The 23,928-nt window shown below is 59.0% G+C and carries 14 protein-coding genes; 8 read left to right on the top strand and 6 right to left on the bottom strand.

The window, feature by feature from the left end:
• Nucleotides 1-80 precede the first annotated feature (80 nt).
• From EKD05_RS12040 to EKD05_RS12065, 6 genes are read left to right on the top strand one after another with little or no spacing between them, the layout of a single operon-like run.
• Nucleotides 81-1,025, top strand: coding sequence for an ABC transporter permease (locus EKD05_RS12040; protein WP_129673001.1), 945 nt, complete (start codon nt 81-83; stop codon nt 1,023-1,025).
• A gap of 52 nt (nt 1,026-1,077) precedes the next feature.
• On the top strand, nt 1,078-4,125 hold the full coding sequence (locus EKD05_RS12045; RefSeq protein WP_129673003.1) for a dipeptide ABC transporter ATP-binding protein: 3,048 nt from the start codon (nt 1,078-1,080) through the stop codon (nt 4,123-4,125).
• An 8-nt stretch (nt 4,126-4,133) separates the two neighbouring features.
• Entirely contained in the window at nt 4,134-5,054 is a 921-nt protein-coding gene (locus EKD05_RS12050; protein ID WP_129673005.1) for an ABC transporter permease, read from the top strand.
• Complete coding sequence (locus tag EKD05_RS12055) at nt 5,051-5,977, top strand: ABC transporter permease (RefSeq protein ID WP_205703931.1); 927 nt, start codon at nt 5,051-5,053, stop codon at nt 5,975-5,977. The genes EKD05_RS12050 and EKD05_RS12055 overlap by 4 nt, the downstream gene beginning before the upstream one ends.
• Nucleotides 5,863-8,388, top strand: a complete 2,526-nt coding sequence (locus tag EKD05_RS12060; RefSeq protein ID WP_129673007.1) for a heavy metal translocating P-type ATPase — start codon at nt 5,863-5,865, stop codon at nt 8,386-8,388. The genes EKD05_RS12055 and EKD05_RS12060 overlap by 115 nt, the downstream gene beginning before the upstream one ends.
• A 58-nt stretch (nt 8,389-8,446) precedes the next feature.
• Nucleotides 8,447-10,087 (top strand): ABC transporter substrate-binding protein, encoded by a 1,641-nt coding sequence (locus tag EKD05_RS12065; protein WP_129673009.1) that lies wholly within the window; start codon nt 8,447-8,449, stop codon nt 10,085-10,087.
• A 370-nt stretch (nt 10,088-10,457) separates the two neighbouring features.
• Here the strand turns inward: EKD05_RS12065 and EKD05_RS12070 are convergent, their stop codons facing one another.
• Complete coding sequence (locus tag EKD05_RS12070) at nt 10,458-13,226, bottom strand: S8 family serine peptidase (RefSeq protein WP_129673011.1); 2,769 nt, start codon at nt 13,224-13,226, stop codon at nt 10,458-10,460.
• 580 nt (nt 13,227-13,806) lie between these two features.
• Between EKD05_RS12070 and mfd the strand changes: the two genes are divergently transcribed.
• Complete coding sequence (gene mfd, locus EKD05_RS12075; RefSeq protein WP_129673013.1) at nt 13,807-17,442, top strand: transcription-repair coupling factor; 3,636 nt, start codon at nt 13,807-13,809, stop codon at nt 17,440-17,442.
• 7 nt (nt 17,443-17,449) lie between these two features.
• Here the strand turns inward: mfd and aat are convergent, their stop codons facing one another.
• The 5 genes from aat to deoC form a co-directional block, all read right to left on the bottom strand.
• Entirely contained in the window at nt 17,450-18,163 is a 714-nt protein-coding gene (aat, locus tag EKD05_RS12080) for a leucyl/phenylalanyl-tRNA--protein transferase (RefSeq protein WP_165360709.1), read from the bottom strand.
• Between the two features lie 42 nt (nt 18,164-18,205).
• Nucleotides 18,206-18,922, bottom strand: coding sequence for a Crp/Fnr family transcriptional regulator (locus EKD05_RS12085; protein WP_129673017.1), 717 nt, complete (start codon nt 18,920-18,922; stop codon nt 18,206-18,208).
• A 162-nt stretch (nt 18,923-19,084) separates the two neighbouring features.
• The gene (locus tag EKD05_RS12090; RefSeq protein WP_129673019.1) at nt 19,085-20,719 is read right to left on the bottom strand and encodes a GAF domain-containing sensor histidine kinase; all 1,635 of its coding nucleotides are present in this window, start codon (nt 20,717-20,719) and stop codon (nt 19,085-19,087) included.
• 81 nt (nt 20,720-20,800) lie between these two features.
• The gene (gene sucD, locus EKD05_RS12095) at nt 20,801-21,691 is read right to left on the bottom strand and encodes a succinate--CoA ligase subunit alpha (RefSeq protein ID WP_129673021.1); all 891 of its coding nucleotides are present in this window, start codon (nt 21,689-21,691) and stop codon (nt 20,801-20,803) included.
• Between the two features lie 70 nt (nt 21,692-21,761).
• Complete coding sequence (gene deoC, locus EKD05_RS12100; RefSeq protein ID WP_129673023.1) at nt 21,762-22,511, bottom strand: deoxyribose-phosphate aldolase; 750 nt, start codon at nt 22,509-22,511, stop codon at nt 21,762-21,764.
• Between the two features lie 295 nt (nt 22,512-22,806).
• On the opposite strand from deoC, the gene EKD05_RS12105 reads away from it, so the two are divergent.
• Entirely contained in the window at nt 22,807-23,910 is a 1,104-nt protein-coding gene (locus EKD05_RS12105; RefSeq protein ID WP_129673025.1) for an ABC transporter ATP-binding protein, read from the top strand.
• Nucleotides 23,911-23,928: the final 18 nt, after the last annotated feature.

The following is a 23,928-nucleotide window of genomic DNA, read 5'->3' on the forward strand; positions in this document are numbered from 1 at the left end:
GCGGCGAAGTCATGAACCCACACCAACCGGGTCAATCCTGGTTTGGCGTAGCCGAACGAGGTCTACCCAGGTAACACCCGATGCTACGATTTGTGTTGCAACGCTTTGCCATGGTGCTGTTGACGCTGTTTGCGGTTTCGGTGCTCGTCTTTGTGGTCACAGAAGTCTTGCCGGGCGATGTGGCGACGATGATTTTAGGCCAGTATGCCACACCAGAGTCGCTGGCGGTGCTGCGTGCCCAGCTCGATCTTGATCAGCCCGCTCTGGTTCGTTATCTCAGCTGGCTCCAAGGCATGTTGATGGGCGACTGGGGCGAGTCGCTCTATTTGAATGTGCCGGTGCGCCCACTGGTGTTGCAGCGCTTCTCTAACACGGTGCTAATCGCCGGCCTGACGCTCTTGATCGGTGTGCCGCTGGGCATTCTGCTCGGCATTATCGCTGGCTTGACGCGTGACCGCTGGCCGGATCAACTGGTGACGGTCGGTACGCTGCTTACGCTCTCGTTGCCCGGCTTTGTGCTCGCGAGCTTTCTGATTATGCTCTTTTCATCCTGGCTGGGTCTGTTGCCCTCGTCGAGCATGATCGAGCCTGATATCAGCCCGCTTGAAGCGGCCCGGTTTCTGGTGTTGCCCACCCTGACCCTGGTTATGGCCTTGCTGGCTCATATTGCCCGCCAGACCCGGAGCAGCATCATTGAGGTGATGGAGAGCCAGTATATTCGCACGGCCATCCTCAAGGGTTTGCCGCTCCACACTGTTGTGTGGCGCCATGCGTTGAAAAACGCCATGTTGCCCACAATCAGCGTGATTGCCCTTAATGTCGGCTTCTTGATGAGCGGCGCGATTATCGTCGAGAATGTTTTTGCCTATCCTGGTCTGGGACGCCTCTTGCTGCTGGCGGCGAGCAATCAGGATATTCCGCTCCTCCAGGCCAGTGTGCTGATTGTGACCTTGATTTTCGGGCTGGCCAATCTGGCGGCGGATCTGCTGTATTACTATTTAAATCCGCGTATTCGCTATGGGTAGGGTTCTCTGCACGTTTGACGGCGAAGCCGCCAACCGCTCAGCGTAAAAGTGTATGCTTCAAGAATCAAGTGACTCAATTCAGGAAACCACCCATCATACGCAGGTGCCGCCCGATGCCGTTACCTCTCGCCCGTCGCGCCTGGCCCGAGCTGGGCAGGGTTTTGTGCTGCTCTACCGGCATCCGGCGGGTTTGGCCGGCTTGTTGATGGTGGGGCTGTATGTTTTTCTGGCCCTGACCGGTGAGTTCGTGGCCCCGTATGCCTATACGGCCCAGAATCTGCAGGCGACCCTGCAGCCGCCCTCGGCAGCGCACTGGTTCGGCACCGACCAGTTTGGCCGTGATGTCTTTAGCCGCGTGATTGTGGGTAGTCGCGATATTATGGTGCTCGCCGGCTCGGCGACGGCCCTCGGTCTTTTGCTGGGCGTTACGGTTGGCCTGGTGGCTGGCTACTATCGCGGCTGGATCGACAATTGGCTGATGCGGACAATGGATGTCCTCTTGGCCTTTCCGACCTTGTTGCTGGCGCTGCTGTTGCTGAGTACACTTGGGCCAAGCCTGATCAACGTTATTCTTGGCATTGGTATTGTGACTATGCCACCAATTGCCCGTGTGGTCCGCAGCGTTGTCCTCGCGGTACGTGAGCTGGAGTTTGTTGATGCGGCTCGCCTGCGCGGCGAGACCAATTGGTATATTATGGTCCGCGAGATCCTTCCCAACGCCAGAGGGCCGATTGTTGTCGAGGCAGCCCTGAATGTGAGCTATGCCATCCTGATCGGTAGTGCGCTGAGTTTCCTGGGCATGGGTGTGCAGCCACCGGCACCTGACTGGGGCTTGCAGGTGAGTGAAGGACGTAATTTTATCCTGACGGCACCTTGGGTGATGGTCTTTCCCTCTCTGGCAATTGCCTCGCTGGTTATCGGGGTCAATCTGCTGGCCGATGGGATGAGCGCGGCCTTCGATCCCGCTAGTACGTCTGATCGCCAGCTCCGCAGCCCCGACCCGGCCACGGGGCTGCTGCCGGGAACGCCACCCGCGCACGCTTCGCTCGCCTCCCCAGAAAATCCTGTGCTACAGATCAAGGATCTGCAAGTGGCCTACCGCCAGTATGGCCGCTGGGTCAATGTCGTGCATGGTGTGTCGCTCACGATCAGGCCCGGCGAAACCTTTGGGCTGGTCGGCGAATCGGGCTGCGGCAAGAGTACCACCGCGCTGGCGATTATGAACTACCTGGGACGCAACGGGCGCATCAGTGGCGGGCATGTGTTGGTGCAGGGTCAGGATGTCGGCACGCTGTCTGCCGATGAGTTACGCCGCCTGCGTGGCCGACGCATCGGCATGGTCTATCAGAACCCGCTGGCCGCGCTGAACCCATCGCTGCGCATTGATGTGCAGATTATGGAACTGGTTCGCCTGCATGAACAGGCCGATGAAGCGGTGGCCCGCCAACGGGCGCTGGCGATGCTTGAACGGGTGCATATGCCCGACCCCGAAGCGATTATGCGCCGCTACCCGCATCAACTCAGTGGAGGGATGCAGCAACGCGTGGTGATTGCGATGGCGCTGATTACCAACCCCGCTCTGCTGATTATGGATGAGCCGACCACCGGCCTGGATGCGACCACGGCGGCAGCGGTGCTGGATCTGATCAATGAACTCAAACAAACGTTTGACACGGCGATTCTCTATATTAGCCACGACCTGAATGTGATTGCCCGGGTGTGCGATCATGTCGGGGTGATGTATGCCGGCCAATTGGTTGAGTCCGGCGCTATCGACACGGTATTTCGCCGGCCACGCCATCCCTATACGCTTGATCTGCTTGAATGTGTGCCTCAGTTGGATCGGCACTACCGCCATGGTCGCCTACGAACCATCGAGGGCCGCGTGCCGCTGCCAACCCAGCTGCCTCCGGGCTGCGTCTATCATCCCCGTTGTCGCTTTAGCCATGACCGTTGCCGTCAGGAGGAACCTGATCTTGTGGCGAGCATCGAGCTACCTAGCCATGCGGTACGTTGCTTCTTTGCCGAGCAGATCGCTGCCCGACGCTCGCATGAGCGCCTTCAGACCGATCAGGACGTGCTGCATCGCGTGGATGGCCGACCGCAAGAGCGGCACATGCCCATGCTGGCAATCGACACGCTCGCGAAATACTACGGAACCCAACCCACGGCCTTCTTCGGTCGCCAGCAGCGGATGGTACGGGCAGTGAACGACGTCTCATTGACCGTTCACGAAGGCGAGACCGTCGCGCTTGTGGGTGAGAGCGGCTGTGGCAAAACGACGCTGGGGCGCTGTGTGGTCGGGTTACTGACCCCCAGCGAGGGCAGGATCGTATTTCAGGGCAGCGATGTGACGCTGCCTGCCTCTGAACGCCCTGACCATGTGCGCCGGGCGGTGCAAATGGTCTTCCAGCAGCCCGATACAACCTTGAACCCACACCATGCGATTGGATACATTCTGGATCGTACGTTGCAGCGCTTTGGCCTAAAAAATGGTGCTGAACGGCAGGCACGCGTGAGCGAATTGCTCACCTCTGTGCGCCTGGATGCCAGTTATGCCTGGCGTTATCCCAGTCAGTTAAGCGGCGGCGAAAAACAGCGCGTTGCGATTGCCCGCGCCTTTGCCAGCGCGCCGGATCTGATCGTCTGTGATGAGGCCGTCTCGGCCCTGGATGTGTCGGTGCAGGCCGCCATCCTGAATCTGCTGGTTGATTTGCAACGCGAACGCAATTGTGCCTATCTGTTTGTGTCGCACGACCTGGGTGTCGTGCGCTATATCGCTGACCGTATTGGTGTGATGTATCTCGGCCGATTAGTCGAAATTGGGACGGCGGCCCAGGTTTTTGCTGCACCCAGCCATCCCTACACCGCAGCGCTGCTCTCGGCAGTGATCGCAGCAGATACGAGCGAACAACCACCCATTCGTCTCACCGGATCACTGCCGAGTCCGGCCAATCCGCCAGCTGGTTGCCCATTTCATACCCGTTGTCTGTACAAGCTAGGCCCGATCTGCGAAGAGGTGATTCCCCCCTGGCAGGATGCTGGGGATGGTCACACCATCGCCTGTCATCTTCCCCTGGATGAACTGAAAAGCAAATAGAATCCGTTATGCACATCTACTTGTTCCAGCGCTTGCTCTTGTCCATCCCCGTGGTGTTGGGAGTTTCACTGCTTGTGTTTGCTATCCTCTTTCTGTCGCCGGGCGACCCTGTCCGCACTATGGTGGGCTTGCGCGCTTCAGAGGAGCGCGTGCAGGAGATTCGGGCGCAACTGGGGCTGGATCGGCCCTTGCTCGTACAGTATGGACGCTGGCTCGGCCGCGTCGTGCAGGGGGATCTGGGCATCTCTATTGCGGCCAAGCGCCCGGTCATTCATTTGATCGGCGAGCAAATACCCTTCACGCTGCGCCTGACCCTGGTTGCGTTTGCCCTGAGCACGCTGGCTGGCATCGGCTTGGGCATGTTGGCGGCAATCAAGCAACATACTTGGCTGGATACCCTGATCACCTATCTGTCCGTCTTCTGGTTTTCGATGCCCGGTTTCTGGCTGGGCCTGATGCTTGTGCTCGTCTTTGGGCTGCAATTGCGCTGGGCACCTCTTTCCGGTTATCAGAGCCCGGGGGCGCTCGTATTGCCCGTGCTGACCCTGGCCCTGCCGCAGATGGGGTCGTTGGCGCGCCTGGTGCGCAACGAGATGCTTGAAGTGTTGCACGAAGACTATATTCGCACGGCGCGGGCAAAGGGCCAACACCCGATCTGGGTTTTTTTGCACCACGCCCTGCCCAATGCCTTGATCCCGGTGGTTGTCTTGCTTACCCTCAGCCTCCCGTGGCTGCTGGGTGGCGCGGTGATTGTCGAGACGATTTTTGCCTGGCCCGGCGTGGGGCGTCTGATGTACCAGGCGTTAATGCAAAAAGACTTTCCCGTGGTACAGGGCATTCTTTTGATTATCGCGATCAGCACCGTGCTCGCCAACTTGCTCGGCGATATTTTGACGGCGCTGCTCGATCCGCGGATTCATCGCGCATGATTACTTCGACAGCACCCGCACCACAAGAGCCTACAGAGCAGGCTGGCCCCCTCCCTATGCCGGATCGGCCCGCACGCAGGCCATGGCAAACGGATCTGCGGCGGTTGTGGCGCCACCGTGCGGCGCTGGTGGGGCTGCTGATCCTTGGGGCGATAACTATGGCGGCGCTGCTGGCACCCTATCTGGCCCCCTATCCTTACGATGCGCAGCACCTCGATTTCATCCGCGCCGCACCGAGCGAGCGCTTTCTTCTGGGTACCGACAGCCTGGGCCGCGATCTGTTGAGCCGCCTGTTGTACGGGGCGCGCATCGCGTTGCTGGTCGCGCTGATCGTGGTTGTCATCGAGTTGGTGGTTGGGGTGCCCTTGGGGATACTGGCAGGCTACTTTGGTAGACGGCTTGATGTCGCCATCGCTATCTTGACCGACATTGTGTGGGCTTTCCCCCCGCTGGTTCTGGCGATGGCGGTGATCGCGACGGTGGGCGCCGGCCTGTTCCAGGCCGTGATCGCCATCGCGCTGGTCAGTTGGGTGCCCTTCGCCCGCGTGACCCGGGCGAAAGTCATGTCTATACGGCAGCGGGAATATGTGCTCGCCAGCATGGCTATGGGCAGCAGTCATGCCCATATTATACGCCACCATATTCTACCCAATCTTCTTCCTACGCTGCTGGTTCTGGTCACGTTGACCTTGCCCAGCGCATTGTTGATGGCGGCGGCGCTCAGCTTTCTTGGCTTCGGCGTGCAACCGCCCACCCCCGAGTGGGGCTCTATGCTGAACGAGGGTCGCAATTATATGCAGGACGCGCCGTGGATCTCGACCTTTCCGGGGTTGGCGATCCTGCTGACCGCTATTGGCTTCAACCTCCTCAGCGATGGTATCCGCGACATATTCGATCCGAAACAAACATACAAAAACTTATGAAACAACGCCAGAAAAACATTGGACGTGGTGTCTTCACCCTTGCTCCGCGTACCCTCTTGATCGGCCACTTAACCAACACCGATGGCCGATTCGCAGCCGCACCCCCCCGTGACCCATTTGCCTCTGACATGGCAAAAGTTGCTGCGAATTTTGGCGAAAAAACAAGTGATTTTGGCAAAACAATACAGTACGAAACTGCTGCTGCTTTCACCAGGATGGATGCGTCCTTCCAAAAGCTCATCCGGGCACGTACTGGCCGCATCCACAGTCGCAATCTGGCTGTGGTGCTGGCCGACACGGAAGTCAAGGCCGTGAACCGCCCCAATGCCTTCACGGGCTTGCCGCAGACGGAGGTGCGACGCGAGGCGATCCGGCTGTGGGCTGCGTTCCACGCACGTCTGGAGATAGTCGATAATCACTATCAGCGCTGGGTGTATGACCATATTGACCCGCTTTTTGGCCGACGACGGCAGGCACAGCAGCGCGATTTGCTGGGCAACCGGGATCTGGACTTAAGCCCACAGCAGAGGCAAGCCAACCATTCGCTGGCTATCGGTATGCTCGGCCTGGGGCTGGCGGGGCTCTCTAGTCTGCTGAGCATACCGGTGTGGATTTTCTCTAGTGCCATCGGGCTGTATCTCATGATCCCCTCAGCCAAGGTCGCCTATAAGCAGGCGGTGCATGATCGGAAATTCAGCTCCACGCACGTCGAGTTGATCTATTTTGCCGGCATGTGGTTCGGGGGCTATCTGGTCATTGGCGCGCTCGGTCTGATTATGATGACCTTTGCACGCAAGGTCAAAGTACTCAGCGAAGCCTACACCCAGGATCAACTGGCAGATATCTTTGGTAGACAGCCCCGCCAGGCCTGGATGCTGGTTGATGGCGTAGAGATCGAAGCCTCGCTTGAGCAGGTGCAGGTCGGCGATGTGCTCGTGATCGATGTGAGCCAGATGATCCCCGTGGATGGGGTGATTGTGGAAGGGGCGGCGTCGATTGATCAACATATGTTGACGGGCGAAGCACAGCCGGTGGAGTTGGGCGTTGGCGATAGCGTGCTGGCCGCCACCATCGTGCTGTCGGGGCGCATCCTGGTGCGCGTCGAGCGGGCCGGCACTGAAACCACGGCCGCCCAGATCAAGGAGATCCTCAACCGTACGACCCGCTATCGCTCCTCGATCGAAGAGCGAGCGGCGCAGCTTGCCGACCGCTCGCTTGTGCCGATGCTTATCGGCTCCGGCCTTGGCTTTATTGTAGGCGGCCCGGCCGCCGCTTTCGCCATCCTGGGCTGTAACTTCGTTATGAGTATGCTGGGCCTGGCGCCTTTGACGTTGCTGAATTTCCTCAACGACAGCTCGCGCCGGGGCATCCTGGTGAAGGATGGGGAGGCGCTGGAAAAACTGCGTAGCGTCGATACGATGGTCTTTGACAAGACCGGCACCCTCACTATCGAGCAACCTCACCTGATTGGGATTCATCTCTGCGCCGAGCTGGACGAGGAGGGCATCTTGCGGCTGGCCGCCGCCGCCGAACACCGGCAGGTTCATCCGATCGCCCGGGCCATCCTGGCTGCCGCCGACGAACGGCAGCTTCGCATCCCCAGGGTTGCCGACGCTCACTACGAAGTTGGCTACGGGATTAAGGTTCAGGTGATCGAAGCGTTCGCTGACCAACCGCATGCTCTCCCGGTGCGCGTCGGGAGCTGGCGTTTCATGGAACTGGAGGGAGTTAGTATTCCGGCGTCTATGCAAGCCTTGATTGCCCACTGTCAGGCGCAGGGCCACTCGCTGGTCTTTGTGGCCACGGATGCAGGGCTGGTGGGCGCGCTAGAGCTGCGCACGACTGTGCGGGCCGAGGCGCAACAGGTGATGGAGGCCTTGCGCCGCATGGGCAAGAAGCTCTACATCATCTCCGGCGATCAGGAGGCACCGACCCAGACCCTGGCTAGAGAGCTCGGCATGGATGGCTACTTCGCCAATACTCTGCCGCAACATAAGGCCGATCTGGTGAGCCAGCTTAAAGCGGAAGGGCGCTCGGTCTGCTTTATCGGCGATGGCATCAACGACGCGATTGCGCTGAAGAAAGCTGACGTGTCGATCTCGCTGCACGGGGCCACGACTGCTGCGACCGATACGGCCCAGGTGGTGCTGATGGACGCCCATCTTGAGCAGTTGATCACTCTTCTTGAGTTGGTAGACGAGCTCCACAAGAATCTGGAGCTAAACCTGCGCGTTGCTGGGGCGCTCAGCGTGGCCAGCGCCGGCGGCGTCCTCTTCTTTCACGCCGGCTTTGTGATTGTCGAGATCTTTTTCGCCGGACAATTCCTGACCGGTGTGAGCATTGCATCAATGCCGTTGCTCAAACAACCGGGCGACAAAAACCGATCGGCGGCGCGGTGGTTATCACGCTGATTGACATTTTCAGTTCCAGTCTAGATCTCGCAATGATTAATGATAAGGAAGGGACACCATGAGGCATTGGCAGTTCGCGATCATCTCTCTGCTCGTCCTGGGCGTATTGGTTTCCTGCGGTGCGCCTGCTACCTCCACCGCCCCGCCGACCCAGGCGCCTGAGGCCACAAACGCAGCGGCGGCGACCGCAGCCCCCACGGTTGCCGCACGAACCCGTCTGGTGGCTGCTGCCCCCCAATTACCCGATATTCTGGATGCCCACCAGAGCTACGATGGCGCCCAGTTGGATGTAGAACAGATCGGTCAGACCCTCGTGCGGATCGACAGCGAAACCGGCGCATTGATCCCTGATCTGGCCGAAAGCTGGTCATTTTCAGACGATGGCACGGTGTTGACCATCGTCCTACCGGAAGGTGCGGCGTTCTCGAACGGCGACCCGCTGGATGCCCAGGCGTTGAAAGATTCCTGGTTGCGCTACAAGGAGATCAGCCCCTTTGGTTCCGATCTGGAATCGTTGGCTGCGATCAATGTGGTAGACGCCACCACGGTTGAGGCCACCTTCACTGCCCCGCCGGCAGCGCTCTTTGCGGTGTTGGAGACCGTCTATGGTGGCCCGTGGAATGTGGCCCTCGCCAGGCAAGTGGGCGATCCGGCGTTTGCGATCAACCCGATCGCCAGCGGCCCCCTTGTCGTCGCGGAGTTCACGCCTGGAAGTGACCTGTTGTTGGTGCGCAACGACAACTATCAGACCAATTTGCCCTTTGTCGAAAACAAAGGCCCTCTGCACCTGACGGAAGTGTACGTGCGCGCGATCCCCGAGGACACAACGTTGGCCGGCGAGCTGGAGACCGGTGCCGTTGATCTGATCATGAATGTGCCGGCCTCTGCCATCGAGCGCCTACGGGCCAACCCTGACATCCAGTTGTACGAGTTGGCCAGACCCGGCTACACCGGGCTCGTGATGAGCCATCAGCATCCCCTGTTTAGCGATCTGCGCGTCCGCCAGGCCATTGCCTACGCTATCGATCGCGAGGCGCTGTCCACCGTGCTGGGCGATGTTGCGGCACCGCAGTATGCCTTCATCAACCAGGCTATGATCGCCTACAGCCCCGAAGCCGAGGCGTATGCCCAGCAGCAATTTGCCTATGATCTCGCTGCGGCCAGGGCAACGCTGGCTGAGGCTGGCTGGGCCGATAGCAACGGCGATGGGATTGTCGAAAAGGACGGGCAGCCCTTTGCGGTGGAGTTGCTGATCAGCGACGATTCGGTAGCAAATCTGGCCGCCCAGGTCCTCCAGAGCCAGCTGAAGGAGATCGGTATCGATCTCACGATCGTGGTGCAGGACGCGAAACTGGTGAACGAGACGCTCACCGCAGGCGACTTCGATCTGAGCTTCGACGTCATCGGCTGGCGTGATCCCGATATCTTCGCCCTGGCCTTCGGTGCCCCATTCTGGAACTTTGCCAAGTATGACAATCCGGCCTCGCAGGCGCAACTGGAGGCCGCACGCCAGATCCTGAACCCGGCAGAGCGCAGCGCTGCCTATGCCGAACTACAGAAGATGTGGGTTGACGATGTCGTCGAAATTCCGCTCTGGCAAAACCGACGCTTCGTGGCTGCCCGCACCTGGGTCAAGGGGCTGATCGTGACCCCTACGACCGGTCAAGTGTTCTTGAATGATGTGATGATCGAGCCGTAAGACCTGTTTCAAATCAGCTTGACAGTTTGCAGTAATGGGAGTGCCGACTTATGATCTTCCAGAAATGAATCCGGTCTAGCCCGCGCAGGCGGGCTTCGCTTCCCCGAGCCGAGGGCTTCAGCCCCACGGCATCGGGTTCAGAGCGGATCATTTGCTGAAAGACCATCGGTCGGCACTCCAAACGGTCAAGCAAGCATACCCCATATCCCTGAAAACTGGGGCGGGAGCGGTATGCACGAACCTCGCAATGAAGCCTTTCGCCCCCACCCCATCCCTCCCCCGCTGGGGGAGGGTGTCTGGCTCCTCACCCCGTTGGGAAGGGGGCTATGCCGTCCGTCAGCCCTTCTTTGCAACGTATTGCCGCTAGCCCCTACCTGATCAACGGCAAGAACACAAAGGCCTCCTCGAGCGGCAGCGCAACCTGGACGCTGGTACCGACCTCTCTTTCCAGCGCTGGTTCGCCGAGCTCCAGCAGCAAGCTGCGCACTCCATAGAGGCTGAAACGGTCGAAGTTGAGCCGTAAGGTCGCCTCGCTTGCCTCGGGCGCAAAGGTGACGCTTGCGCGTGCCAGCACAAGGTTGCCCTGGCCGTCAGGTCGTTCACCAATGACTCGGTAGGCAAGGCTGACTGCTTCGGTGATGCCCTCGGTGCGTTGCAAGGTGGCTTCCATCGTCATCGTCGTGTCGGTGACGGTCAGCGCCGTGGTGCTGATGACCGCTGAATGCGTCGCGGTGATCAGCGCGCCACCAGTGAGCTCAAGCTGATATGGTCCACCTGGCACGTTGCTGGCGATGCTGAGCGTGCCGCTATAACTGGTGGCCCCGGTCACAACGGGCGTGATCTGGAGGGTACAATGTGCGCCTGGGGCGAGCGTGTCCGGCCAGGTCGCGGCACAACTCCCTCCCTCAAGACGGCTAAAGGTGTCGCTGATCGTCACGCTATTGATGACCAGCGGTGCCCGCCCCGGATTGGTGATCGTCACCAGTTGTGGCACAAAAGCCTCCCCAAAATGTAGCCACGTTGGCGTGTAGCCAAGCGCTGGAACAGCACCGCGCCCGCTCAACGCGATTGATGTGGGGGCATCCTTTGCATTGCTGCTGATGGCAAGACTTCCGGTGTGGAGCCCGATCCGCGTTGGGCTGAAGACCAGGTCAACACTGCAACTTGAACCCTCGGCCAGATCCGCTGGGAAGAGCGTGGGGCAATCGCCGCCTTCCCGCTGGAACGCTCCGCTCACCGCGAGGCCCTGTAAGACGAGGGTGGCATTGCCACTATTCTGGATCTCGATCCGTCGTGAGGTGCTCGTCGTACCAACCTGTTGCTCCCCAAAGGCAAAACTCGCAGGTGTAACGGTGATCTCTGGCTCTACCGGCACATCTTCAATAACCACCATATGCTGCATCGGCGCACTTGGGGTTGCCTGTGTGGTGCTTTGCAAGCCCAGGATCAGCGTCTCAGAGGGCTCTTGCCGCGTATCAGTGCGTGCCGCGACCACAATCTGTGTCTCGGTCGCGCCCGCCGGGAAGCTCGCCTGGGCTGGGTTCAGCGTATAATCGTCAGGTTGTGCCTCGCCTCCAATCGTCAGCGGAATGATGACCGGCTCGGCGGCAGGCAGGTTGAGCCTGAGCGTGACTGTCACGCTTGCGCCTTCGCGTGTACTACTCTGTTCGGTCGCAAAACTGACCCGTCGCATCTGGCGGGCGACCGCTTCGATGGCCTGACCAGCATTGATGATGCCTGCTCCGCAGTCCCCAATACATGTGCTGCCAGCAGGAAACGGTGTGACGGTGGCCTCAAGGATCGTCCGCACCTCAGCAGGGGTCAACAGCGGGTTGAGCGAGAGCATCAGGCTGACAATGCCCGCGACGTGCGGGGTCGCCATGCTCGTACCCTGATAGAACCCGTACGCATCCGCTTCGGGGCCGCGCCGCCCACTGTTGATCGTTGAATAGATCGCATTGTCATAGCGCAGATCTCCTCCAGGGGCCGCCAGCGTGATCAACTCGCCATAATTGCTATAACCAGCCCGATTACCTGACTGGGCGGTCGCAGCGACGCTGATCACCCCATTGCAACTTGCCGGGATCGTCTGACTGACGTTCCTATTTTCGTTGCCGGCTGCAACGACCACCACGACGCCGCGCTGCACCACCCGATCAATGATCTCCTGGATAAAGCTGTTGCACGTCCCGCCGCCACCCAGACTCATATTGACCACCTGAACCGGGTTGGGGTTCAACGGGAGGCCGACCACGGGTTCGCCGGCAGCCCACAAGAGCCCATCCAGCACATCAGAAATATAGCCGCCGCACTTGCCGAGCGTGCGTACATGCACCATCGGTGAGACCCAGTTGACCCCAGCGGGGCCGCGATTATTGTTCGCTTGGGCACCGATGGTTCCCGCAACATGTGAGCCGTGCCAACTACTATCGCTCACTTCGCACCCTTCGAGTGGCCCCGAGGCTGCCTCGGCTTCGGTGACATAGTCACCCGGATCACTCGGGTCGGCATCACGTCCAGTGCCGTCGCCTGCGACAGCCTGGTCGTCAATGACATCATAGCCAGGGTTGCCTGGGATCTGGCGCCCCGCCAGATCTGTGTGGTTGAGCAGGATGCCCGTGTCAACAATGCCAATGACAATATTGGCACTGCCGGTTGTGACCGTCCACGCGGGGGGCAGGTTGGCTCCGTAATTGTTCGGCGTCACTGATTTGAAGGACCAGCCATACGCTTGATACCCCGGATCTTGTGGCTCGATCTGCGCAAAGATCCGCGTATCGGGAGCAACTGCTTCAACCTCTGCATCCTGAGCCAGTCGCTGGATCAGGCGATCGAAATTGGCTTGCGTCGTCACCCCGACCACGCCCAGGATATGGGTGGTGGCATCGAAGGGCCGCACATACGTCAGGCTCGCCTGCACGCGTGTGCCCAAGGCATCAGTGAAGGTCGTGGGATCGGCGGCAAGCTGTGCCTGCACCCCGGCCTCGTCGCGCACGCGTACGATGACTCGGTCGGTGAGCGGGTTTGACGTACCACTGCCCGACACGGTTGAAGCCGCTGGCACCGTGGTTGTTGAGGCAACGAGGGCGATACTCAAAACAAAGAGCGTGAGGACGATCCGGTAGAAGGTGTGTTTCATTGGAGTGGATTTCTATGCTGGCGCAAGTTGCTACTTTCTCTCTCGTTAGTATCGCATAGAATGGCAACAACCGCAAGAATGTTCGGTGCTCTCGCTAGTGGTTTTTTAACATTAAATCGCGCATACCGGAGTGCCGACTTCAGTCGGCTTCTTGCTCAGATGACTGATTAGTCTGTCAACGAAGTTTTCTGGTAGCGCCGCCGACCACGAAGAACACTCACGAATATACGAAGACCGGCTTGGTGACGCACGTATTCGTTTTTTCGTCGCCCACATTCGTGGACGGCTGAAGACGCCAGAAAACGTCGTTCCCAGACTACTGATGGTTTTTCAGTAAATAATCCGCTCTGCGTGGCACCGGCTGACCTCACAGGGCTAACAGACCTTGTGTGAGAGGCCGTCCCCCCAATGGGCAGGTGCGCCGGAACGAAAGACCTGTGAGGTCTGGCCTATAGCGCCTATATCGCGTATACCGGATGATGTACGGAAGGACGATAAGCCCGGCTGTTTGCCGCGGGTTCCCCACTGGTCAATGTGCTATACTGACCGCATTGTTCTGAACAGGATGCGGTAAGTTTGTATGGTGAGTCTTGCTGATCTCAGGCGCGCGTTGGTGGGGTTGCCCTCGTTTGAGGGGTTGGCTACGTGCCTGCAAGATCATCCTGCGCATGTACGGGTTGCCCCACTGCCGTCCGCTGGGCGTACACCTGTTGTTGCGGCACTTACATCCGTGCAGCGCGCCCCTTTGTTGTATCTGCTGTCGAGTGCCGACCTGGCCTTGCGTGCCGCCGAAGATCTGCGTCAATGGCTTGGCCCCGAGGCGGTGCTGCTCTATCCGGCCAGCGACGCCCTGCCCTATGAACATATGTCGCCCGGCGCCCCCGTGATCGCCGGGCGCCTCCGGGTTCTCCAGCGCCTCGCAGCCTTTGATGCGACGCAGCCGACCGCGCCATTGGTGATCGTGGCCCCGGTCAAGGCGCTGCTTCAGCCAACCCTTACCCCAACCGAGTTGGCACGGGCGATGCTGGCCCTGCAACGTGGTCAACAGATCAATCAGGATGAGTTGCTTCATCGCCTGATTCGCCTGGGCTATCGCCACGCGCCGACGGTTGAAGAGCCGGGCGAGGTGACGCGCCGCGGCGATCTGGTGGATGTCTGGCCGCCCGCTGATGAACATCCGTTGCGGATCGAGTTCTTTGGCGATGAAATTGATAATCTTCGTCGTTTTGAGGTTGCAACGCAGCGCAGTACCGCCCGGGTTGCCAGCGTGATGCTCGGTCCTCCGCACGAGATTCCACTCTGGCGGCGCGATGAGGCCTTGATCCACATCAGGGCGCTGACGCTTGATCAGTTGCGCCGTGAGTCCCGACTTGAGTGGGAAGCCGCCCTTGAGCGGTTGGAGCATGGCGACCGTTTCGAGGGACGTGCGTTTTTTGCGCCCTTTTTTCGTCAGTTTGAGCATGAAGCAACGGGTTCGTTGCTGGCTCATCTGCCCGTAGGCAGCGCGGTGCTCTTTTCTGAAGCCCAGTTTCTCCGCCGCCACGCGCGTGATCTCCATGAACATGCCGAAAATCAGCGCGCCCGCCTGCTTGAGGCCGCTGAATTGCCGAGCGCCTTTCCACGCCCCTATCTGCTCTGGCACGAGCTCTTTCCTGCCGAGCTTGCCTTGCCCGATGAGCCAGCCGAGGCGCTGCCTGCGGCTGTGAGCGCCCCGCCGACCTGGCCCGGCCTGACGCTGATCGACCTGAGCAATAATGACGCGGATGTGCCTGGTTCGGTAACACCTTGCCTTGCCCCGCCCCTCTTTCAGCCTGCCGAACTCTTTGGCGGCCAATTCCGCCGTCTGGTTGATGATCTTGTCGCCAGGTTGCAACGAGGTGAGCGCGTAGTTGCTGTGACGGGACAGGCGGCCCGGTTGTATGAACTGGTCGAAGAACGCTTGCCGTCTTCGGGGTTTCAGGTGATCCACGGCGCCCTTGAGGCTGGCTGGCGGCTCAACGAGGTGAATCTGACGCTCTATACCGATGCCGAGATCTTTGGTGTACGGCAGCGACGCCCGTTGAGCGAGCGGCGCAAGTCGCTGCGTGGTGTCGATGAGCGGGCCGCTTTTGTGCGCGGGCTGAAGACCGGCGATTATGTGGTACACATCGAGCACGGTATTGCGCTCTATGATGGCTTGATCAGGCGTACCGTCGGTGAGATCGAGCGTGAATATCTGGTGCTGCGCTATGCCGCAGGCGACAAGATCTATGTGCCGGTTGACCAGGTGGATCGCGTCACTCGTTATGTCGGGGCCGGCGATGGCACCCCGACCCTCACCCGCCTTGGGACGCAGGATTGGGAACGGGCCAAGCGCAAGGCTCGTGCTGCTGTCCAGGATCTTGCCCAGGATCTGCTCAACCTTTATGCCAAACGCCGCTTGAGCCAGGGCCACCACTTTAGCCCCGATAATGAATGGCAACACGAGCTCGAAGCCGCGTTTCCCTTTCTTGAGACTGATGACCAGTTGCAGGCAATTAGCGACGTCAAAGCCGATATGGAGCAGTCGGTGCCGATGGATCGCTTGATCTGCGGCGATGTTGGCTTTGGCAAGACCGAGGTTGCGCTGCGTGCGGCGTTCAAGGCGATCCAGGACGGCAAGCAAGTCGCTGTCCTGGTGCCGACAACGGTGCTTGCCCAGCAACACTTCGATACCTTTACCCGTCGGATGGCGGCCTTTCCCGTGATGGTCGAGATGCTCTCGCGTTTTCGTTCGCCCAAAGCCCAGGATCAGATCGTTCAGGCCCTCGCACGTGGTCAGGTCGATGTGGTCATTGGCACGCACCGGTTGCTCTCCAAAGATGTCCATTTCAAAGATCTCGGCTTGGTGGTGGTTGATGAAGAACAGCGCTTTGGCGTGCGGCACAAAGAGCGCCTCAAGCAGTTGCGGGCCCAGGTTGATGTGCTGACCCTCACGGCGACCCCGATTCCGCGCACACTCCATATGGCGATGGCAGGGATTCGCGATCTGAGTGTGATTGACACCCCGCCCGAAGAACGAGTGCCGATCAAAACCTATGTCTTGCCCTATGACGAGGCGCTGATTCGCGAGGCGATTCTACGCGAAGTAGAGCGTGAAGGACAGATCTATTTTGTGCATAATCGGGTGCAGAGCATTTACCATGTTGCCAACCGGATCCGCCATCTTGTGCCCGAGGTGCGGATCGGGGTGGGACATGGGCAGCTGCAAGAGCGCGAACTCGAGCGCGTGATGCTCGATTTTTTCGAAGGCCGCCATGACGTGCTTGTCTGTACCACGATTATCGAGAGCGGGCTGGATGTCTCCAATGCCAACACGATCATTATTGACGATGCGACCAACTACGGGTTAGCCCAGCTCTACCAGTTGCGCGGGCGGGTCGGGCGCAGTGCGAATCGTGCCTATGCCTACCTGCTCTACAAACAAGACAAACCGATGACCGCCGAGGCGCAGGCGCGGCTCGAAGCGATCCAAGAGGCCAACGAACTCGGGGCGGGCTTTCGGGTCGCCATGCGTGACCTCGAAATCCGGGGGGCGGGCAATCTCCTCGGTGCCGAACAGAGCGGCCACATTGCCGCCGTGGGCTTTGACCTCTATTCGCGGCTACTCGAACAAGCGGTCAAACAGCTCAAGGCGAGCGTTGATCAGCCCCAGCTGCCCCTTGCACCTGACCAACCCGACACCCCAGCCGCCACTGCCGAACGTGACCGGGCGCGGATGGCCGATGCCGTCAGCAAACTCGTGATCAGCGAGAAGATCCTCGTTGCGCCGCTCGTTACCCTCGATTTGCCGCTGACCGCGTATCTTCCCACCGACTACATTGCCGACGACCAGGTACGCCTGGGCGTCTATCAGCGCATGGTCGCGGCGCAGACGCTTGCCGACGTCAAAGAACTGCGCACCGAGTTGCAGGATCGTTTTGGTGAACCCCCGCGTGCCGCCCTGCACCTGCTCACCTGGCTGCAGATCAAAGCCCTAGCGTTGCAGGCTGGGGTAAGTTCGGTGATCACCAGTGGCGACGAATTCATCATCCGCCTACCAATCCTCGAATCATCGGCCCGCGAACGCCTCCGGCGGCGCTATGGCCGCGACCCTGGCGTCAAAATTGGCCCCCAATTTGTGCGCCTCGACCGGCGCCGCCTCAATCACGACTGGAGCGACAAGATCATGGGTGTCCTGGAGGTCATAGGGGCGTAGGGACGAGCTAAAAATATACCTTCATCGTTATAGCCTGGGCCAGCAATTGCTCGAATTGAGCCCTGGGCACCTCATATGCACCACACTGAAGGGTAGCGTTCGTGATCTCCTGGACATCATGCAGCACAAAACCCCGAGTTCCGAGATGCTCGTTTAACCGAGCGAAGCCCACTTTACTTGCATGGCTCTCGCGGTAAAATTGACTTTCGGTGGCAAAATACCCACCAATGGCAACACCATAACCACCACCGACCAATTTTCCTTCACGCCAGACTTCAAAACTATGGGCATAGCCTGCTTTATGGATGCGTATATAGGCTGCAATAATTCTTGGTGTAATCCAGATCTTTTCACGACCTGGCACTGGTTCGGCACATGCGTGAATGACACGCTCAAAAGCTTGATCAAAGGTAACCTCAAAATAATTTTTCCGCATCAATCTTTTGGCATTTCCTTCGACGCGAAAACCTGCACCAATGGGTAAAAGAGCACGAACCTCTGGATTGTGCCATCGAATAATGTCGAGTCTTCCGGGCAAGGGATAATAACCCTGCCGATACCGCTCAAGCACGTGCGGTTCACCTAATTTTGTCTCTTCGCGTAGGATGATTGCGGCAGCCTCGCAAACGACTGGCCGTACGCATTGTTTTATACGTTGGAGCGCAAACGTATAGTACATTGATGTCATAGCCTCAGATGCATCAGGAATGATTTCGCTCATTTTAGCTTCGCACAAGGAAGCCATCTACCAGGAAGAGCCTCATTATTTTAGTTCAGCACGCTCACTCAATGCACGCAACCCATCCTCATCAAGCAGAATGACACACCCACGCTTGAGTTCGATCAAGCCAAGCGAACGGAATTCGTTCAAGATTTTGGTGGCCGTCTCGCGATAGGTGCCGCTCATTTCACCGAGGGCTTCGTGGGTAAACCGCACCTCCGGCGGGCCGACGACCTGGCGAAAGAGGCGTGGTTTGGGGGGGCGTGCGAGTTCGAGCAGCAACCCGGCCATCCGCTGGGGCAGGCTCTTGAAGGCAAAATCCGAGAGGCGCTGCTCGGCGGTGATCAACCGTTGGCCCAGAATCTCGGCAATGCGGGTCGCGATGCGTGGATCGCTGAGCAGCATGCTTTTGACATCTTCGCGACTCATCAAACAGAGCAAACACGGCCCCATGGCCTCGGCATAACTCTGGTGAAGGCGCTGCCCAAGCAGGGCCATTTCGCCAAAAATTGTCCCCGCGTCAAGCACGGCCGTCGTCAGGGCTTTGCCATCAGCCGAGAGGCGATAGAGGCGGACGCGGCCCTCTTTGAGGATAAAAAGTACCTCAGGGGCCTCTTCGGGCGAGAAAAAGACGGTGCCACTGGCAACCTGTTGCATCGGCGCACGTTTGCCGAGCAACTCGACCTCATCAGGCGCGAGATCGCGAAAAATATCGATATCACGGAGGTAGCTGAGTTTATCGGGCAACCCGTCGTTCATCCGTGCTCCTTGCACTATGTCCACCTCGTTCGTGCCCGCGGACTGCGCAAGCCCTCGTCCACAGCTTTGCCGCGTCCCCATCGGCTAGAGGCAATCCTTTTCAAAGAAGTTCACGCGAAGGGTTCGCTCACGTACGTGAAAAACTGCGCTGGCTGGGAGGCGTCACGAGAGCGGAATGCGCAATTCAACCGTCGTTCCCCTGGTCAATTCGGAACGAATGCGGAGGTCGGCCCCGATCAGGCGTGCGCGTTCTTTCATATTGAGCAGACCGAGGCTCCCGCGGATATTGTAGCTGTTTTCAACGGACGCAACATTGAACCCACGGCCACGGTCACGAACACTGGCAACAAACGTATCTTCTTCCATATACAGATAGATCGTAATAACATCACTATGTGCATGTTTTCGGGCATTGGTTGTTGCTTCTTGAATAATAATGAAAGCCGCCGCTTCACGTTCGGCAGGAAGCCGTGGCATATTGGACGGGGCTTCGAGGCGCAGGCGGGTCTCGGCGCCAGAAGGGTCACGCCAGCGCTCAACATACTGTTCAAGCGTCTTGACGAGGCCTTGCGTTTCAAGGCCAAGGGGCCGCAACTCAAAGAGCAGCGTCCGAATATCGTGCGTCGTCTTATTGACCAGTTCGGCGAGTGTATCGAGTTCATCGGGGAGGCGTTCGGGCATCGCCTTGAAGAGCTTTTTGATAAACTCGATATTCATCGCAATCGCGGCAATGCTCTGCGTCGGGCCATCGTGGAGATCGCGGGCAATCGCGTGACGCACATCGGCTTCTTTGGTCAAGATGCGTTCATGCTCTTGCTTGAGGCTCTGGTAGAGGCGGGCATTTTCAATCGCAATCGCGGCCTGGGCAGCGAGCGTTGTCAAGAGTTGCATATCCTGATCGGTAAAAGGCCGACCATCAATTGTATTAAGCAGTTGCATCGCCCCGATGGTGCGATCTTTGAGGCGCATCGGCACACAGAGGATCGAACGCGTAATGAACTCGGCCTCGCGCCCGATCGCGTCGTACCAACGGGTATCCTGCTCAACGTCATTAACCACCTGGCCCACGCCGTGGGTGGTCACCCAGCCGACGATGCCCTTGTCGGCGGGCATGCGATACTGCTTGGGTTCATCGGGGAGATCGAGCACCAGTTCATTGCGTTCTTCATCGAGCATAAAGATCGAACACCGCTCGGCCCCGACCACCTTGGGTGCGCGGAGCTTGATGTCATTCAAGAGGCTATTGAGGTCGAGGTTGACGGCGAGTGACTGTCCAATTTCATAGAGCAGATTCAATTCACGCAGGTCGCGTTCGGCGCGGCGCAACATCGCAATCTTATCGGCTTCACCGCCAATGGCACGCACGAGCAGCACGAGCAATTCTTCGTCGAGAGAAGACCCGCCGGTCGCGCTATCCAGGGCCGATTGTTGATCAATCACCAGATGCAACAGGCCAACCCCTTGCCCGCCGCTGCGTAGCGGCAATTCGATCAGATCATGCCCATCATCGAGAGAATAACTGCCGACGATCGGCTCGCTTCCCTCTTCGCGGCGCCCAAAGCCGTGGCGGGCCTGATCGATCAGCGTGCGCGCTTCGTCATTCAGCGGGCCGTGCTCAAGCCTGAGTAGATCGCCATACGGATTGACATAAAGCAACGCCCCGGACTGCGCCGGCCAGAAGGTGATCAGCCGTTCCAGCGACGAAGCGAGCAACTCAGAGACGCCCTGATGGCCGCCAGCAATCAGTAACTGGCTCAAGGTTTCAAGGTGGCGCTGGTTGAGGGCAATTGGTGACATAGACGGGCCTCCGGCGGGGTTTTGCATAAGAGGGTTATCAACGTCGTCACCCTGCCAGCAAAGCTGGCAGGGTGACGATGCTTAACTCACGGCACGTGCGTCCATTGCCTCTTTGATCAACTGAGCGATATCGGTGGGTTGGCGGGCAACACTCACGCCGACGGCTTCAAGCGCCTTGATCTTCTCCTGGGCCGTCCCCTCACCACCGCTAATAATGGCCCCGGCGTGGCCCATGCGTTTGCCTTCGGGCGCTGTCTGACCGGCGATGAAACTGACAACGGGCTTGGTCACGTGGGCTTTGATGAAATTGGCCGCCTGGATCTCGGCATCGCCACCGATCTCACCGAGCAATACGATCGCTTCAGTTTCAGGATCTTCCTGGAACATCGTCAGCACGTCAATGAAATTGGTGCCGATAATCGGATCGCCCCCGATCCCGATGATCGTCGTCTGACCAATGCCAAGGCGGGTCAAGGCATCAACGGCTTCGTAGGTAAGCGTACCTGATTTGCTGACGACGCCAACCGGCCCGGGCACTGCAATATTGCCAGGAATAATGCCGACCTTGGCCTGACCGGGGCTCAGCAGGCCGGGGCAGTTGGGCCCAACGAGGCGCACGCCACACTCTTCGACAAAGGCATAGGTCGCGACCATATCGAGGGCTGGCACACCCTCGGTAATACAGACAATCAGCGGGATACCAGCCGCAGCTGACTCGCGAATAGCATCGGGGGCAAAGGCTGCCGGTACATAGATGACCGAGGTGTTGGCCCCCGTCGCCTGCACCGCCTCTTTGACCGTATTAAAGACAGGAACGCGATCTTCAATGGCCGACTGCCCTCCACGACCGGGCACCACCCCGGCGACCACGTTGGTGCCATAATCAAGCATCGCCCGCGTATGGAAGGCCCCTTCTTTCCCGGTGATCCCCTGCACAAGTAGGCGCGTCTCTTTGTTGATCAGAATGCTCAAAGTCTCCTCCATGACTCTACACTTGAACGGTACCGCTCAGAACCTTCGGTTGTCGTAGGAGAGTGCAGTCTTACGCTTCGGCCACAATCGCCACGCCGGCACTCGTGCCAATGCGATCCGCGCCGGCTTCGATGAGGGCCTGGGCCGTGGCGAGGGTGCGGATGCCACCCGAAGCTTTTACCCCGATATGCGGCCCAACCACCTGCCGCATCAGGCGAATGTCGGCGACCGTGGCCCCGCCACCAGCAAAACCGGTACTGGTTTTGACAAAATCGGCCCCGGTACGCACGGCCAGCAGACAAGCCGCCACCTTTTCTTCCTCGGTCAGCAAGGCGGTTTCAATGATGACTTTGACGAGCGCCCCGGCGGCGTGGCTTGCTTCAATTACGGCGTGCAGATCGTGGGCTGTTTCACGCCATTCACCCGCTTTGAGCCTGCCGATGGCAAGTACCATGTCAATCTCGCGGGCTCCGTTATCCAGTGCTTCTTGCGTTTCAAACACTTTGCAGGCGGTCGTGCTGGCCCCCGAAGGAAAGCCCACCACGGTACAGATGGCAACGGCTGTGTTGGCAAGCAGTTGCGCACAGAGCGAGACAAAGATGGGACTGATGCAGACACTGGCAAAATGATGTTCAGCTGCCTCACGACAGAGTTGCTCGATCTGAGGCGTGACGGCCTCGGGTTTGACAATGGTATGGTCAATCAGGTGGGCAATTGGCGTTGTTGACGGGTCAAGTGTGGGGCGCACAAGTGGCGCTCCTGAGGGGAGATCGGGTATGGCAGCGAGTTGCTGTGTAACCTGAGTGATCAGTGCTTCCATCGAACTTCCTCGTAGCCAGGAACAACCCCACGTCGCTGCGCCTGGTCAGGTATGGGGCCGTCCACACAGAGAGCGAGCGCCTTCTTTCAGGATGTGATGAGCGTATGTGTGGAGAAAGAGTAGCGCCTATTGTAACATACCTTGCTCGCCTCTGGCAGTGATGAGGCAGGTTAAAATGTGGTACACTAGTCCAAGACAAACCCCTAAACCTTACCGTATGGGAAATCCAGGCAATGATGGCTGGCGTTGGTGCAAACGTACCATGCGCTCGGTTGACTCTGCGTAGGAGAAGGCCTTGCACAAAGGATATGCGATCGAACTTGCAAATGTGGTCAAGCGTTTTGGCGAGGTCGCTGCCGTCGATCATGTGACCTTGCAGATCCACGATGGTGAGTTTTTTTCGTTGCTTGGGCCAAGTGGTTGTGGCAAGACGACAACCTTGCGCATGATTGCTGGGTTCGAGTATCCGTCGGGCGGCGAGCTTATGATTCATGGTCGGCCGATGGCAACCGTGCCGCCCCATCATCGCCCGGTCAATACGGTCTTTCAGTCATATGCGCTCTTTCCCCATATGACCGTCGCGCAGAATGTTGCCTTTGGCTTGAAGATGAAGCGGGTGCCCAAGGCTGAATTGGGGGCACGCGTGCAGGCTGCGCTCGACATGGTGCGCCTTGCGGGCTTCGCCGAGCGCTATCCCCGCCAGATGTCGGGCGGTCAGCAGCAGCGCGTGGCCCTGGCACGGGCGTTGGTCAATCAGCCCGAGGTACTCTTGCTTGATGAGCCGCTCGGGGCCCTTGACCAGAAGTTGCGCAAAGAGATGCAACTTGAACTGAAGAGTTTGCAACATCGCGTCGGCATTACGTTTATTTTTGTCACCCACGACCAGGAAGAAGCCTTGACGATGTCCGATCGCATTGCCGTCATGAACCAGGGCAAGGTCTTGCAGGTTGGCACGCCGACCGAGATCTATGAGCGTCCCACATGCAAGTTTGTCGCTGATTTTATTGGCGAGACCAATTTTATCGAGGGCAAGGTGGTTGAACAGGGTGACGAGTATGCGACAATTCAAACGCCCGATGGTCTGCAATTGCGTGGGTATACGCCGCTTCCGGTCAACGTTGGCGAGGCTGCGACGCTCTCGTTACGTCCTGAAAAGGCGCGACTCATTTTGCCCATCCACGCACGCCCCGACGATGCCTTCACGATGCCCGTCCATGTCGAAATGATCACGTATATTGGCTCGGATACGCGCATTACGGTGCGGCTCAATGAAGGCCGAACCCTCGATGTCTGGGAACAGAATACCCTCAGTACCCTTGATCGCAATGCCTACTGGCAACCCGGTGAGGCAGCGGTGCTCGTCTGCCCGCCGGCCAATGCGCTCGTCTTGACTGAATAGTGGGGAGCGTTTGCGTGC

The organism is Candidatus Chloroploca sp. Khr17 (assembly GCF_004138165.1).
Taxonomy (GTDB): domain Bacteria; phylum Chloroflexota; class Chloroflexia; order Chloroflexales; family Chloroflexaceae; genus Chloroploca.

Excerpts from the sequence above, each read along its gene's own strand:
- EKD05_RS12065 (WP_129673009.1), top strand. The coding sequence starts at position 8,447 with ATGAGGCATTGGCAGTTCGCGATCATCTCTCTGCTCGTCCTGGGCGTA.
- EKD05_RS12090 (WP_129673019.1), bottom strand. The coding sequence starts at position 20,719 with ATGTCACCAATTGCCCTCAACCAGCGCCACCTTGAAACCTTGAGCCAG.
- EKD05_RS12070 (WP_129673011.1), bottom strand. The coding sequence starts at position 13,226 with ATGAAACACACCTTCTACCGGATCGTCCTCACGCTCTTTGTTTTGAGT.
- EKD05_RS12085 (WP_129673017.1), bottom strand. The coding sequence starts at position 18,922 with ATGAACGACGGGTTGCCCGATAAACTCAGCTACCTCCGTGATATCGAT.
- deoC (WP_129673023.1), bottom strand. The coding sequence starts at position 22,511 with ATGGAAGCACTGATCACTCAGGTTACACAGCAACTCGCTGCCATACCC.
- EKD05_RS12045 (WP_129673003.1), top strand. The coding sequence starts at position 1,078 with ATGCTTCAAGAATCAAGTGACTCAATTCAGGAAACCACCCATCATACG.
- EKD05_RS12055 (WP_205703931.1), top strand. The coding sequence starts at position 5,051 with ATGATTACTTCGACAGCACCCGCACCACAAGAGCCTACAGAGCAGGCT.
- mfd (WP_129673013.1), top strand. The coding sequence starts at position 13,807 with ATGGTGAGTCTTGCTGATCTCAGGCGCGCGTTGGTGGGGTTGCCCTCG.
- EKD05_RS12040 (WP_129673001.1), top strand. The coding sequence starts at position 81 with ATGCTACGATTTGTGTTGCAACGCTTTGCCATGGTGCTGTTGACGCTG.
- EKD05_RS12050 (WP_129673005.1), top strand. The coding sequence starts at position 4,134 with ATGCACATCTACTTGTTCCAGCGCTTGCTCTTGTCCATCCCCGTGGTG.
- aat (WP_165360709.1), bottom strand. The coding sequence starts at position 18,163 with ATGAGCGAAATCATTCCTGATGCATCTGAGGCTATGACATCAATGTAC.